Raw genomic sequence first — 12,834 nt, 5'->3', positions numbered from 1 at the left:
TAGAAACTCGAGATAGTGATGGAAGAAAGAATTACATTTTCATTAAGGCAGAAAAAGTTGCCGTATAGGCGCTGGATTAGTGGTATTTCGTTTGTGGGTATGCGTCGAGTGAGGGAAAATAGTTGCACTTTCATCGGAGGATATGAGTCATGCCAGAATCGTCCATCGTCGAACGACTAAAGTCTATCGGCCTCACTCATGACAGGAGTCTCGAAGATATTCATGTCGAGGACGGGAAATCGATAGATCTCGACCCGCGCAACGACCGTTTCCAGGGCCATATCGAACGCATGACTTTTAACTCGATCAAGGACGTCAAGCGGGCGATGGGCATTCCTGACGAAGCTGTGGAAAAAACGGACTTCCAGACAAGGCCTCAGATACCAACCCGCTTCGCGCTGGACGATCGCCTGCCCTTGTCGCGGCGCATTCCGCCGCTGGTGCTTACCGGAGCCGCAGCACAGGACGTCCAGACCACCAAACGCTTCTACGACATCAGCGCCGAATATGTCTTCGGCGACAGCAGGCGTATCGATCAGAGGCAGATCGAAGCGATTGATAAGTGGATTAAGGACATCGGCATCAAGATTAGCATCTTCCTGTTCAACGACATCTTCGTGGGTAAGGGCTCGACGCTCAACGTACAGTCCGCGGCGCTGTTCGCCAATCACATCACTGTTCAGAAATCCGGGCGCATCAAGTTCAAATCCGGCACCCATTCGACCGTGCACGCAGCTAGCTTCAAGGGACTCTGAGCCACCGAATTCAGGAGATTGTGATGTCTTTTAATATCTTCCTTAACGGCACCCCAGGTGCCAACGGAACCAACGGCACGGGCGGCCAGCAGGGCGGCTCGGGTGGACAAGGCCAGGATGCCGCGTGCCACTGGGATGGCGATGATTCGGGCACGGCTGGTGGCCCGGCCAACAACGGCTCGCCCGGGTCGAACGGGACCAACGGCTTTGCCGGACAGGACGGCGGTTCCTTGACCGTCTCCGTTTCCGAATTTCTGACCGGGTTCAGTGTCGAAGGTTCGGGGGGAGCGGGCGGCAACGGCGGCTTAGGCGGCCCGGGTGGAGCCGGTGGCAGCGGCGGCAACGGCGGTAACGGCCAGGGATGCGAATCTGACGAGAACGGCGGCCGAGGCGGGGATGGCGCCACTGGTGGGCGCGGCGGCAACGGCGGCAACGGCGGAAACGGTGGCACTGTCGTGATCCGATACCAGATCGGCGTTCCGACTCCCAGCTATACGGCGGTGATGGGCGGCGGCCAAGGCGGCACCAGCGGCGCAGGCGGTGCCGGCGGATCACCTGGGCAAGGTGGCCGGCGCGGAGGCAACGGCAACTCGGCTGCTCAGGGCAATCCGGGAGCCCCTGGCAATACAGGCGCCAATGGAGCGAACGGGTCGCTCGGGTCGGCTATCCTTGTGCAGATTCCCTGACGTAGGCCGATCATGCGTGACGGCTTGGTGTCCCATAGCGTGTGGTGGCTAGCGGTCGGGATGAAAGTCCTCATCGGCATGATCTTCCTGAGCGCAGGCGTCTCCAAGGCGCTGCGGCGATCAAGCCTCGAGCGGATGGTGCGCCATCACGGGTTGCACCATCCACTTCTGGTGCACTGGGTGAGCGTCGGTCTATTGACGACTGAGATCGTGGTCGGGGGGATTTTTCTTACCGCGTGGAGCTCGGTAGGTACCCGGATCGGGGCCGGAGGAGCGATTGTGCTGCTGGTGCTGTTTGCCGCGATGTCGCTGCGCCTCTCACTGCTGAAGCGGCCCTTCCTGTGCCAGTGCAGCCCGCTGCTCGCCAGCCACACATCGGGTATTGCCGTGGCATCGCGCAATCTGGGTCTCGCGGCCCTGACCGGGATGCTGTTCTTTATCCACCTGGACAAGAACGGGAGCGCGACATGGGCGATCACCTGAACTTGCTGCGCGATATCGAAGCCACGGTGCCTGCGGCCCGCGGCGCGCATGCGCTTTTCCAGCAAGTCAGGCCGGATGATGATCCGAGTCTGTGGCACTCCACCCTTAACAATGATGGCACCCCGTTCCAGATCGCCATCGCCGATGCGGGCGATACACATCGTAGCGTGCGGCTGATCGTCGATCCGTTTCGTCTGGGTCGCGATGAGACCGACCGCAGCGGTGCAAATCTTGCCGCCTTTGCGCAGCTGCACGGCCGGTGCAGCCCGCGCGCGGCCGCTCGCTGCCGCTGGTTCATGGCCGCGTTCTCGCCCTCTTTCGAGAAGGCGTGCGAACGTCGCAGCGGCGATATCTGGTTAGCCGCTGATCTGTGCCACGCAGGAGCGGGCATCTATGTCACAGCGCGCGGCTGCAGCCCCGGGGAACAGGGTGAGCAGCTTATCGCGGAGGCGAGGATCGAACAGCATCGTCCGGCCATCACCGCCATTCACTCGTTCTGCGCGGTGCAGGCCTACAGCATGCAAGGATCGCGAACCGACAATCTCGCGGTCAACATCTATTGGAAGCCGCGCCGCGGCACGCGGAGCATCCCGCGCGAGATTGGTTTTGCTCTGCCGGTGTGGCAGCCCGCCAGCCTTACGGGAGCACTAAGTTGCGCTTCGGCGGGGGCATTGACCTTTTGCAGCACATTTGCAGTCATGGGTAAAGAGCGCGGTAGTAAGCTTGATCTTTGCAACCATTGCCTCGGGCTGGATGTGCAAGGGTGTCTCGCCGCCCTTGGTCAGTTATGCACGATATCCTCCGGATTTGCGGACGACGTTGCGCAGATTGCTGCTGCCAAGACAGCCGAGATCGCGTTTATAGGAGTCAGGGTGCGTACCGGAGGAAACAGCCCCTATATCTATTTCAAACCCGTCTGCTATGGCGCCCATGCATCTGTGGACGGTCAGTAGTGACGGCAGTCAGCGAGATTTATTCGTGGGGTTACTCCGATACCTATGCCTCGCTCTATATTGATCCTTGGCCAGCCAAGCACGCGGCCAATCGAGCAATCCTAGAATTCTTGCTGGATCGCGGCCCGCAGACCCGTTGGCTCGATTTAGCCTGCGGGCAGGCCTGGCATTTCGCCCATCTGACCGGTCGGGCGCAGATGACCGGTGTGGATGCAAGCGCATCGCAGCTAGCCAAGGCGCGCATAGCCGCGCCCCATGCAACCTTCGTCTGCGAAGATCTGCGCACCTTTGCGCCGGCGTCTGACGCGTTCGATCTGATCACCGTTTTCTGGGGTGCCTATTGCTATTTGGCGGACTGGTCGCAGATCGTCGCGCTCCTTACCAAGGCGGTCGCGGCCCTGAAACCTGACGGGTCGATCTACATTGAAGTGCTGCCGATTGAGGCGATCGAGACGTTCAACCGCTCCCGCTTCGCCGGAAAAACCGGATTTCGTGCTCGCCGTACTGCGCAATCGAACCAATGGACTTATCGCGACTCCGGCGGCCTTCATCGCATGATTAGTCCGCCGCTGCGCTATTTCGAGGCGCTTCTAGAAGGGCACTTCTACGGCGTGCGCGTGCATGACGATGGCTGCTTCATGCAGCATCTGGTGGCATATCGCCGGCGAGAGTGTCGCGGGCCCGCACCGCCATACTCATCTGGATGATTGCACGATACTCCTTGCTGGGATTGGCCTGATCGGGAAGCACAGCGTCATGGCAGTTACTTCTGAGAACTGGATCCGCACCGACGCGCTCGAAACGGCATGATCGAGCTTTTCAGCTTTGGACGGACGATGTTCGTGTACGCGCTCCAAGGCGAGGCACTGAAATCTTCCACATGTTCCGGCGCACGAAAGGGCGGATTGTCCGGCGGAAAGCCAACAGAGGGGACCATTTGCGATCGAGCCGCGGCCTCGCGGCGGAACTGACATTCGCCTTCCCACCCCATATTCGCCGGCACATCAACCGGCGGCGGCTACCGAGCGAAGAATGTCGCCTTTGCTTTGGTTCTCAGCCCGGATCCGCCGTTCAACAATCGGCCAATTTATGTCGCCCTGCGATGCCGGTCGAACAAACTCTAGATGTCAGCCTCCGACAAGACCTGCCGTTCCACACGTCGATAGGGAATGGAGGAATGTCCCACTTGTCGCCGTTTCCGCTCCCTCTATGTGGTTGTTTAGCCATCCGAACTTGGCGCACTCACGAGCGTCCAAAACTGGGAGCCGGTCCAACAGGTCTAATTGGCTGCATTTGGGTCTGGTAAGCCGAGTTGTGCGACGACGCGGCGATGGTTAGCGTAGCTGACTGTCCTTACTGCCCCGCCAATTGAAGGTCGCAGCAAGAGGCCGGTCGCGGCCGCGCTGGCAAGTTACGCAGGTCCGCAATCCAGGCAGAGCTCTGCACCGACCGGACCTGGTGGTTTTCGTCCTTTTACGGCGGTGCTGGGTAGTTGAGCGTATCCTAGCGTGGCTCAACCCATGGCAGCATATCGTCACAGATTGAGAGGCCTCCATCGCCTTGGCCGAAGCATGGATCGTCATCTTACCCTGTAAAACGAATGGTCCGTCGCGTCGGCAAATATGATTATGAGCCAAGTTCTTTTGATTGCATCGGTAATGAACCTTTTTTTCTATACAAGCTCAAAGCTTTAGCATTTTAAAGATAGAATATTGCGTCTCTTAAAGATATTGCCGTCATGCTGCCGAGCTAATCAAATGAGAAATTCAGTATGCCAGAATATTCTGGGGTAGAGGTGTCATATGATGAAGATGGAACGTAGCGCTGGACAATCCGATCGTGAGGAAGCAGGTTCGGCGCATACAAGGGGAAATTAGTGAAGGCTATTGAATCGGGGGCCAGAAATCTGGCCCGAGGAAAGCCGCGTCTGCTTAGTGCAATTGCCTGCATTCTAACGCCCTTGTTGCTCACACCATCACTGGCATCGTCTCAGGCGATGACCCAAGTACGTTCGGTACCCGTTGACTGCCGAGATTTGAGGGCGTCTTCGAACGTCGGCGGCATGCAATCGTGGCAGGCTTTCGTGCGGATGGAGCATTGCGATCGAATTAAGCGCCTGGTCAGACTCTCTGCAGCTCTTCCAGCAAACCAGCAGCCTTTGTTTTACGAGGGCGTCGTACCGGCGGACCGCTTGCCGGGTGAGTTCGGGGTAGATGTGCCGGTGTTGCGGGTCGTATTCCCGGATCACGTATTCTTCGACACTGCACAGAGTCGCCTACGGTCCGAAGCGGCACCGCTGGTAGCAATCGTTGCGGAGAGCCTCAGGCGTGAACCGCCCGACGTAGCGCTCTTCGTTGCGGGCCATGCGGATAAGCGAGGAGATGCCGTCTACAACGAGGCACTGTCGATCGACCGTGCAAACATCTTGGCGGAAGCGATCTTCGAGCAGGGCGTCGCGTACAGCTCAATCTGGCGGATCGGCTTTGGCGAGGACATGCCGCTTGTGCTGGGTGACGATGAGACCGCCTACGATCAAAATCGCCGGATCGAGTTTCTGTTCGCCTCTAAACCCGAAGCCGTTGGTGTGTGGATGGCCGATCAGCAGCTTTCGGAACTGTGCCAAGCTCGTTCAAAGAGCGAGGCGGAGCGGTGCAAGGCAAAGCTGGAACTCAAACGAAACTACGAAGCCGTGGAAATCGTCCGACATCCGCGGACGCGGATCGATCCGGTGCGCGAACGGGCGAGGAGCGTGGTTCCAAGCGGAGGACGCCGCGGTGGCATCGCTCCATCAGGAGCGGCGGTAGCTGCGGTTAGGCCGAATGGCGGCGGCGCGGTCAGTATCATGCCAACGGGCTCGAGGAGGATCAGGATTGATCCCGTTCTCAGGCGAGCCACACCGGTGCAGCTCAATCTTTGATCCGCGAAACGAACGAGTTGATTAAAATGGGGGAAGAGAAGACGTGCCGATTAAGACGTATCTAGATTTGGATCTTGCGACGACAGGTCCGCTTGCCACCGACCTTTTTGGACGGGCGGAGCGTGAGAGCGAAGGCCGCGGCATCAGTCTGACGGGTGATGGGCAGTCCGGCGCGATGAGCGCCAATCTCACACCCGAGATGAACGCCTGGCTTTCAACCCATGTCGCAAGATTGCGGGCGAACGCGCTCAATCACGTGCTTGGCGCTGCCAAGCGTGTGCGTCTTCAAGGGGGCGCCGAGGGTTTCGTCGAGGACTTCGAGCGTGACTTGATCGGTCGTGATCGTGCGGTCCGGAAGGCGCAGGAGACTGCAACCTTCTACGAGAAGCAGCGGGGCAGGTTGGATCGGTTGGATGTCGCGGAGACGGAATATCTTCGCCTCCGGACCGAGCTTGGCGGCAGAGATGCTCAGGTGCCGTCCAAGCTCCTCGTGTACGGCATTCCCGCAGTTATCATGATTCCAGAGTTCTTCATGAATTACAGCAGCTTCTTCAAGCTGTCGGGCGTGCCGGCCATCGCGGCTGGACTGTCACTCGTGGTCGCATTGGCGGTGGCCGTTTCATCGTACATGACCGGCGTGTTCCTCAAGGCCTACCAGTTTTACATGCGACCCGATGACGACGAGCAAAGATCGAAGGGCATCAGGCTAATGGCTATCGCGATGGCGCTCCTGTTGATCTCAATGATGGCCGTGGGCTATGCTCGCTACTCGACTGTCCTGTCGCAGATCGAGGCAGCGCTGGTGCTTGGCATGACGCCGCCAAACGTCATCGCTCAGACGGCGGGTCTGCTTGCCGGTAACCTGATCGTCTTTGCGGTGGGTGCTGCATTCACTTACCTGCAACATGACGAAAATCCGGAATACGCGAACAAGGCTGAGAAGTACCTGCGCCTCAAGGCGGAGATGGAGGCGTTGTACGCCAAGCAGCTCGGCGCCAAGCTCGCGGATATCGATCGCAACCACAAGCGTCGTACCGAGGAATTGAGCCGCAGGTCCAATCAGATGCGTTCGCAGCCCGACAACGTGGCGATCCTGCATGACGCGGGCCAGATCTCAAGCAAGGATGCCGAAGTTGTTGGCCTGCTGAGAGCATACCAGAACCATCTGGTCGACAGGATCTGCAACCGACACCCTGACTTCCGTTTCACCGGTCCTGCTGGCGAGAGGCACGCGGGCGCCATGGTCGAAACCATCACGCCCAATGACTTCGCAGCCCGTTCCATCCATCTCTACCGGAGCGTGCAGCTGTGATCGTCGCCTCATCACACCGATCGCTGCTGACCGGTGCAGCCGCTATCGCCGCTTTGCTGCTTGCTGCATGTGACGGTGGATCAAACACTGCACCTGCGAAGACAGGCGGTTCGACCATTCGAGCCGAGGCTGCGTGCGATCTCAAGGGAGCGCAAGCGCCTCTACGCCGGACCCTGATCTTCGTTGACGCAAAGTCGTTGAAGAAGGCCGCTGACGCTGTTGGATTCGCGGAGACCAACAAGGGGTTCCGTGACCTGATCCTGTCGATTGCCGACCCCGCTGTGGCGCTCCCAGCCGGTATCAGCGCCGCACGCGAGCAGATCACGATAGCAGTCGTGCCGGCGGATGGTTCGGCAGCGCAGACGACATTCGTGGGGTGTATTCCAGGTTTGTCTTCGCAGGAAATGGCGGATGCGCAAAAAAGGGAGGGCGGCATTGGCAGCATGTTCTCCTCGGGTACGGCACGCGAACTCGAAGAGCAGGCCTCGAATTTCCGTACGCAACTGATCGGGGGTATGGTTGCCGCCGGGTCGTTGGCCGCGGAAACTTTTGGAGCGCAGAGCGGCCCCGTCGACGCAGCACCGTTCTTGGCAGGGCTGCGTGCGTCGAAGGGCCTGATCGAGGGCGATGACCGCGTACAGCGTCTTGTGCTTGTCTCCGACTTGAGCGGCCTCGAGCTGCCCACGGGCGACGCTACCGCCGTTCGCAAGGTCGGTTTGGAAGCCGGACGCAAGGCGGCTGGCGACCTTCCACAGGTGGACGTCCACGTCGTTCTCCCGGCCGGGAAAAGCGCTGCGGGGAAGGACTTTTTCGAAAGCTACTGGCTGGCGCAGGGTGGGAGGCTGCTTTCGTACGGCTCAGGCAAGATCGGCAACACGTCGCCAGCACCAGTGCGACTATGGCGGTTCTCCGCCAAGGCCGCGTATCCGTCGGGCGACGAGCTTGCGGATATTCGCATTGGCGACGACGGCAAGGGCAAGCTCACAGCCTCGTGGCTGACACTTCTTGGTACTCCGTCATTCGCCATTCCAATGACTGGTAGTATCTCCTGCTCCGGCGAGGACTGCGAGATTCGTTCGGATCGTGGCGGTTTTGCGCAAGCTTGGAGCCCGCAGCCGGGGGGTGAACCGGAGTTTGGAAACGAGATGCCATTTGGTGGCATGCGAAACTTTGTCTTTAAAATAAGAGGAGGCAAGTTGAGCGGAGAGTCCACGGACGAAAGCGTCTACATCGGCGCCGACAAGGGGCGTCAGGGTATAGCGATTACGGGTATAGCCAAGTAATCGAATTTAGACGATAAAGGGGGGAATATAATGAAATATAAATCACTGACGCTTATGCTGGCTATGACATTGCCGATCTCCAGTGTAGTTTCCGGGATAGCCTACGCCGGAAATATTAAGTATGCAAAGACCGAGGTAGAGAAGGCAAAAGGCAAATGCATTGGCTCCGTGCTGGGTGGCGCGTTGCTTGGCGCATTGGTCGGTAGGGCGACCGGTAAAGGCGGAGTAGCTGCCGGGGCGGCAATTGGCGCCGCTGCGGGAGTTGGTGTCTGCGCGATAATTCTCGCGAATGCTAAGAGGGCAGACAAGATTATCGCGGCACAAATCGCGTCGGCGAACTATCAAGATACAACGTATCGTACTACTTTCGCCGCCGATGACGGTACGAGTGCGACGACGTTCGAGGGACGTGCGGGGGCAAGTGAAAGCATTGACTCCGTACGTCTTCAGCCTGTTCGATACATGTCTTTGGATGGAGCAAAGATGGAGTCTCCTGTTCTTGCCGGAGGAGGGCAGGATTGCCGTCCCATCAGCGGATCTCTAGCAGGTGCAAATGACGTGCGGGCAGCACTGCCAACTCAATACGTCTGCCGGACTCCTGATGGCGATTACAAGCCCTATGGGTTGCAGATGGCAGACAGCGGAAAGAAAAAGATGGCTGGGTGAGCTGCATGGCGGAGGTCTGTAAAAGGTCTCCGCCATGTTCATGGTGGGCTATGGTTTATATTGCAATATGGTGCCGGAACTAGACGAGCTCGTTGCGCAGCTAGAATAGTAAACGGTGGCTGGTATCGTTTGAAGGGGGGGGGGGCGATGCGCGGTCAGCTACTGGCGCCCAATTCGGTCAACGCCGCCAGGGACGCCAAACTCGGCTCTCAGCCTCGCCAGCAGCGAAGGCTCTTGCAGTTCCCGATCGCCACGGTTGCCGCTACCGCGGCGTCTCCGCGCAATGCGCGCGCACCGCGCTCGGTCCGATCTCCGTTTCGTACGCTCATCACGTCGTCGCTCTTTATCTGAAACGGCGGGCAGTAGACCCGACCGTCGGGGCGCCGATACTTGGACGGTCGCCATCCTACTGGAGCAGTCCCCGCACCTTCTACCGGTCAGAGGCGCCCCGCACTGGTAGCGCTTTTGCGCCCAATCTTCACAGTCTCGCGGCGCACGAGAGGCCCGTCTGGTTATCCCGTCTCGCCATAAGGCAACCATCAAAAAAATAACGAATTTTTCAATTGTCGTACAATCATGGTAAGGCTACCACGCCGGCGAAGCAGCACCACAATAAGGTGCGGCTTACTGGGGGCGATGCGTAAAAACGTGTCGTGCATAGGGGAGGGTTCTATGAACATGTTTGTTATCGGTTCGCATCGCCGCGGGAATGCCATGGTTGCGATGCGTGCTGGCGTATCCGCAGCGGCACTGATCGCTGCCGGCTTCAGCGGAAATGCCTGGGCCCAGGCAGAGACGCAGGCCATATCGCCTGACACAACCCAAGCGGCGGCACCCGAGCACGCCCCTGGCGATCCGGCGGCTGATCAAACGGGCGGCGATATTGTCGTTACCGGTCGCCGCGCCGCGCTCGAAGCTGCCGACGAACGCAAGCGTCGCAGCGAGACGATCGTCGATTCGGTTGTCGCCGACGATGCGGGCAAGTTGCCTGACAATTCGATTACCGAAGTCCTGCAGCGCGTTTCAGGCGTGTCGATCGTGCGTTTCGCCGCGCTCGGCGATCCTGATCACTATTCAGTCCAGGGTTCCGGCGTGCAGGTGCGGGGCCTGACCGGCGTCGCATCGCGTCTGAACGGCCGCGAGATCTTCAGCGCGAACAACGGCCGCGCGATCCTGTGGAGCGACGTCACCCCCGAGCTCATGTCGGCGGTCGACGTCTACAAGGCATCGACGGCGGATCTAATCGAAGGCGGCACCGGCGGCCAGATCGATCTGCGCACCAAGCTCCCGTTCGACTTCAACGGCAAATTTCACGTCTCGGGAACCGGCGAGCTCGCGCTGGGCGACATGGCGAACAAGGCCGATCCGTCGGGGTCGGTGCTGGTCACCGATTCATTCGAGACGCCGATCGGCCGGATCGGCCTGCTCGGCGACGTCGCGTTCAGCCAGTTCAGTTCACTGTCGCAGTTCCTCCGCGTCAGCCCGTATTTCAAGACGACGCTGAGCGACGGCAGCAGCAAATATGTCCCGAGCGGCTTCGCGTATGGCGACGAGGCGTTCCAGTACAAGCGCTACGGCATCTACGGTGCAGCGCAGTGGCAGCCGGCGGAGTCGCTGACCTTCACCGGCAGCTTCTTCCAGTCGCGCTACAAGAGCCAGTCGAGCGACTACGGCACGCAGCTCGATTCGCAGACACTGGCGGTCGATCCGTCGAGCAGTAGTTTCGACAGCAACGGCCTGCTGACGAAGACGAACGCGCTGTTCAATCGCGACACGGGCACGTTCGCGCCGACCGGCGGTGCGGTCAACAGCAGCGGCAACAAGGGCTTCGTCCAGAGCAACACGCGGACGCGCGATTACTCGCTGTCGTTCGCCTGGGCGCCGGTCGACAGCCATTTGTCGCTAAAGGGCTCGCTGCAGCGCGTCGATTCGCGCCAGATCTATGATCGCATCGACATCTTCCGCGACATCGGCTTCGGACAGAGCTTCGGCATGGACCTGGCGGGCGATCTGCCCCAGATCAGCGTCAATCCGGCGACGCAGGCATCGTTTGCCGATCCTGCGAATTATCTCTGGACTGCCTCTATGCCGCACAACGAACGGAACAAGGGTCGTCTCGACGCCGGGCAGCTCGATGCCGAATACAAGTTCGACAACAGCTTCTTCCGGTCGATCAAGGTCGGCGGCCGCTACGCCAAGCGCACTGAGCGCGATCTGGCGAACGGCTATAACTGGACAGCGCTCGGCCGTGGCTGGAATGGCGATCCGCAGCTGACGTACGCCAATGCGGCACCGGGCGACGTCGCCAGCCACGCGTTCAAGGACTTCTTCCGCGGCGAAACTACGCTGCCGGGCAATTTGATGTTTGCGTCGGAGGATTTGGCGTCGCGGTTCAACGTCAACCGCACCGGACTGGTGACGGCGCCTCCCGCTGGCTTCTGCACCGGCCGCGAGTTCGACTGTTCGGCCTCGGGACCTCTGCCGGTCACCGGCTATGGTGGCCAGTTCAATCCTGATGGTACCTTGGCGATCCGGCCGGTCGGTTTCGTCCTGCCGGGCGATCAGGTCGAGAACCGCACCAAGAATGCCGCGGGCTACGCACTGGTGCGCTTCGGCCCAGAGGAGGGCGCGCGCGGCATCTCGGGCAACGTCGGCGTACGGGTCGTTCACATCGAGAACGAAGGCAGCGGTTTCATCCAGCAGAACGGCGGAACCGTCTTCATCCGCAACGGCGTTCAGCAGACGCTGGCGAACACCTTCCTCGCGCGCGGCGGCAAGGCCGATTTCACGCGCGTCCTGCCGTCGATCAATCTCGAATTTTCGCCGACGGACAAGATCAAGCTCCGCGGCGGGTACAATATCACGATGGATTTGCCGACCTTCAACGCGTTGCGGGCCTCCGGTTCGGTCGGCGTAGCGACGACCGCTAGCCAGACTCCGGGCGGGTTCGGGACGTTCAACAACTTCACCGCGGACACCGGCAATCCGTTGCTCAAGCCGACCCTGTCGAACAATTTCGACGTTTCGCTCGAGTATTACGGTCGCGCGGGGACGTCGTTCCACGTCGCACCGTTCTTCAAGCGGCTGACCAACCTGCCGATCTACGCGCTGACCACCCGGCAGGTGACGGTCCAGTTCACCGACGGCACGACGGAAAACGTCTCGGCGTCGGCCACCGACTACAGCAACTCGACCAAGGCGGCGACCGTCAAGGGCGTCGAGGTCGGCGGTCGTTTCTTCTTCGACATGCTGCCGGGTGCGCTTGCCGGGATCGGCTTCGAGGGCAACTACACGTTCATCAAGAGCAGCAATCCGGGCGACGCCTATCGCGATATCACCGGTACCGTCAGGAACGATGCGCCGTTGGTGGGGCTGTCGAAGCACAATCTGAACGCGACGTTGCTCTACGAGCGCAACCCGATCTCGCTGCGCATCGCCTATTCGTGGCGCTCGCGGTATCTGCTGTCGACGAACAGCAACGGCACGAACGGCACCTACACCTATTACAGTGCGCCGGGTGTCGTCAGCAACCAGGACGGCGGCGCCGATGCCTCGACCCAGATCGCGCTGCCGATCTATGGTGGCAACTACGGGTCGATCGATGCCGGTATTCGGTTCAAGGTGAACGACCAGTTCTCGTTCGGCGTGCAGGGCACCAACCTGACCGCGTCCACCCAGCGCACGCTGATGGGCGGCTATCCCGGTGGCGAACTGGTTGGCCGGAGCTGGTTCCAGGCCGATCGCCGGATCAGCACTGGTATCAACCTCGCCTTCTGACG

General features: G+C 60.1%; 10 protein-coding genes. All 10 read left to right on the top strand.

The features are described 5' to 3' along the window. Nucleotides 1-149 precede the first annotated feature (149 nt). The 10 genes from ASG20_RS06380 to ASG20_RS06340 all read left to right on the top strand — a co-directional run bounded on the left by ASG20_RS06380 (nt 150) and on the right by ASG20_RS06340 (nt 12,832). Nucleotides 150-755: a hypothetical protein gene (locus ASG20_RS06380; protein WP_056049909.1), complete on the top strand. Its 606-nt coding sequence runs from the start codon at nt 150-152 to the stop codon at nt 753-755. 23 nt (nt 756-778) lie between these two features. Beyond that, nucleotides 779-1,441 (top strand): hypothetical protein, encoded by a 663-nt coding sequence (locus ASG20_RS19295; RefSeq protein WP_056049906.1) that lies wholly within the window; start codon nt 779-781, stop codon nt 1,439-1,441. Nucleotides 1,442-1,453: 12 nt separating this feature from the next. Next, nucleotides 1,454-1,924, top strand: a complete 471-nt coding sequence (locus ASG20_RS06370) for a MauE/DoxX family redox-associated membrane protein (RefSeq protein ID WP_056049902.1) — start codon at nt 1,454-1,456, stop codon at nt 1,922-1,924. After that, nucleotides 1,909-2,877 (top strand): hypothetical protein, encoded by a 969-nt coding sequence (locus ASG20_RS19615; RefSeq protein ID WP_056049898.1) that lies wholly within the window; start codon nt 1,909-1,911, stop codon nt 2,875-2,877. Before ASG20_RS06370 ends, ASG20_RS19615 begins: the two co-directional genes overlap by 16 nt. Further along, the gene (locus tag ASG20_RS06360) at nt 2,877-3,584 is read left to right on the top strand and encodes a class I SAM-dependent methyltransferase (protein ID WP_056049895.1); all 708 of its coding nucleotides are present in this window, start codon (nt 2,877-2,879) and stop codon (nt 3,582-3,584) included. Before ASG20_RS19615 ends, ASG20_RS06360 begins: the two co-directional genes overlap by 1 nt. 1,355 nt (nt 3,585-4,939) lie before the next feature. Next, nucleotides 4,940-5,794, top strand: a complete 855-nt coding sequence (locus tag ASG20_RS06355) for an OmpA family protein (protein WP_056049892.1) — start codon at nt 4,940-4,942, stop codon at nt 5,792-5,794. Between the two features lie 43 nt (nt 5,795-5,837). Beyond that, the gene (locus tag ASG20_RS06350) at nt 5,838-7,106 is read left to right on the top strand and encodes a hypothetical protein (RefSeq protein ID WP_056049889.1); all 1,269 of its coding nucleotides are present in this window, start codon (nt 5,838-5,840) and stop codon (nt 7,104-7,106) included. Next, entirely contained in the window at nt 7,103-8,389 is a 1,287-nt protein-coding gene (locus ASG20_RS06345) for a hypothetical protein (RefSeq protein ID WP_156364047.1), read from the top strand. The genes ASG20_RS06350 and ASG20_RS06345 overlap by 4 nt, the downstream gene beginning before the upstream one ends. 30 nt (nt 8,390-8,419) lie before the next feature. Further along, the gene (locus ASG20_RS19290) at nt 8,420-9,055 is read left to right on the top strand and encodes a hypothetical protein (protein WP_156364046.1); all 636 of its coding nucleotides are present in this window, start codon (nt 8,420-8,422) and stop codon (nt 9,053-9,055) included. A gap of 672 nt (nt 9,056-9,727) precedes the next feature. Further along, a complete protein-coding gene (locus ASG20_RS06340; protein ID WP_056049884.1) occupies nt 9,728-12,832 on the top strand; it encodes a TonB-dependent receptor in 3,105 nt (1,034 codons plus the stop codon). The last annotated feature ends 2 nt before the right edge of the window (nt 12,833-12,834 follow it).

The sequence above is a fragment of the Sphingomonas sp. Leaf198 genome, from assembly GCF_001424005.1.
Taxonomy (GTDB): domain Bacteria; phylum Pseudomonadota; class Alphaproteobacteria; order Sphingomonadales; family Sphingomonadaceae; genus Sphingomonas.
Note: the sequence above shows the minus strand (reverse complement) of the source record. Positions and strands in the feature narration are given on the sequence as shown.

Excerpts from the sequence above, each read along its gene's own strand:
- ASG20_RS06340 (WP_056049884.1), top strand. The coding sequence starts at position 9,728 with ATGAACATGTTTGTTATCGGTTCGCATCGCCGCGGGAATGCCATGGTT.
- ASG20_RS06370 (WP_056049902.1), top strand. The coding sequence starts at position 1,454 with ATGCGTGACGGCTTGGTGTCCCATAGCGTGTGGTGGCTAGCGGTCGGG.
- ASG20_RS06355 (WP_056049892.1), top strand. The coding sequence starts at position 4,940 with ATGCAATCGTGGCAGGCTTTCGTGCGGATGGAGCATTGCGATCGAATT.
- ASG20_RS19295 (WP_056049906.1), top strand. The coding sequence starts at position 779 with ATGTCTTTTAATATCTTCCTTAACGGCACCCCAGGTGCCAACGGAACC.
- ASG20_RS06380 (WP_056049909.1), top strand. The coding sequence starts at position 150 with ATGCCAGAATCGTCCATCGTCGAACGACTAAAGTCTATCGGCCTCACT.
- ASG20_RS19290 (WP_156364046.1), top strand. The coding sequence starts at position 8,420 with ATGAAATATAAATCACTGACGCTTATGCTGGCTATGACATTGCCGATC.
- ASG20_RS19615 (WP_056049898.1), top strand. The coding sequence starts at position 1,909 with ATGGGCGATCACCTGAACTTGCTGCGCGATATCGAAGCCACGGTGCCT.